Here is a 1,145-nt window from a genome sequence, read left to right as displayed (position 1 = left end):
GCGAAGCGCTCGACGATGGTGCCGTGTTCCATCACATAAAAGCGATCGGCCAGCGGCGCGGCGAAGCGGAAGTTCTGCTCCACCATCACCACCGTGTAGCCCTTCTTCTTGAGCATCAGGATCATGCGCGCCAGCGCCTGCACGATCACCGGCGCCAGGCCCTCGGAGATCTCGTCGAGCAGCAGCAGGTTGGCCCCCGTGCGCAGGATGCGGCCCACCGCCAGCATCTGCTGCTCGCCGCCCGACAGGCGCGTGCCCTGGCTCTGGCGGCGCTCCTTCAGGTTGGGGAACATGTCGTAGATTTCGGCTTCGCTCATGCCGGTGACCGCGCTGCTGCCCTGCCCTTTGAGCAGCGGCGGCAGCAGCAGGTTTTCCTCGCACGACAGGCTGGCGAAGATGCCCCGCTCTTCCGGGCAGTAACCGATGCCGCAATGCGCGATCTTGTGCGTCGGCATGCCGATGGTCTCGGTGCCGTTGACGCGGATCGAACCCTTGCGCTGGCCGGTCAGGCCCATGATCGCGCGCAGCGTGGTGGTGCGCCCGGCCCCGTTGCGGCCCAGCAGCGTCACCACCTCGCCGGGATTCACGGTCAGGTCCACGCCATGCAGGATGTGCGATTCGCCGTACCAGGCGTGCAGGTCCTTGATTTCTAGTGCGGGCGTTGTACTCATCCTGGCTCCTCAGTGCGCGCCCTGCAGTTCAGCGTCGACGGTGCCCATGTAGGCCTCCATCACGCGCGGGTCTTTCGATACTTCGGCGTACGGCCCTTCGGCCAGGATCGCGCCGCGCTGCAATACCGTGATCTTGTCGGCGATCGACGAGACCACGTTCATATTGTGTTCGACCATCAGGATGGTGCGCCCCACCGCCACCTTGCGGATCAGTTCGGTGACGCGCGCCACGTCCTCATGACCCATGCCCTGGGTGGGCTCGTCGAGCAGCATCAGCTCCGGCTCCATCGCCAGCGTGGTGGCGATCTCCAGCGCGCGCTTGCGGCCATACGGCAGGTTGACGGTCACGGTCTGCGCGACGTCGGTCAGGCCGACCTGATCGAGCAGCTCCATGCCGCGCCCGTTGAGCGTGTCGAGCGTGTTCTCGCTGCGCCAGAAATGATAGGACGTGCCGAGCTGCCGCTGCAGGCCGAT

General features: G+C 65.9%; 2 protein-coding genes. Both read right to left on the bottom strand.

From position 1 onward, the window contains the following. The coding region (locus tag CF70_RS15340; protein WP_035866156.1) for an ABC transporter ATP-binding protein at nt 1–671 on the bottom strand (671 nt) is incomplete at its 3' end. 9 nt (nt 672–680) lie between these two features. Continuing rightward, nucleotides 681–1,145, bottom strand: a 465-nt coding sequence (locus CF70_RS15335; RefSeq protein WP_035866154.1) for an ATP-binding cassette domain-containing protein, incomplete at its 5' end; no start/stop codon positions are given.

The sequence above is a fragment of the Cupriavidus sp. SK-3 genome (assembly GCF_000611145.1).
Lineage (GTDB): Bacteria > Pseudomonadota > Gammaproteobacteria > Burkholderiales > Burkholderiaceae > Cupriavidus.
This window is presented reverse-complemented; position numbering and strand designations above follow the sequence as displayed.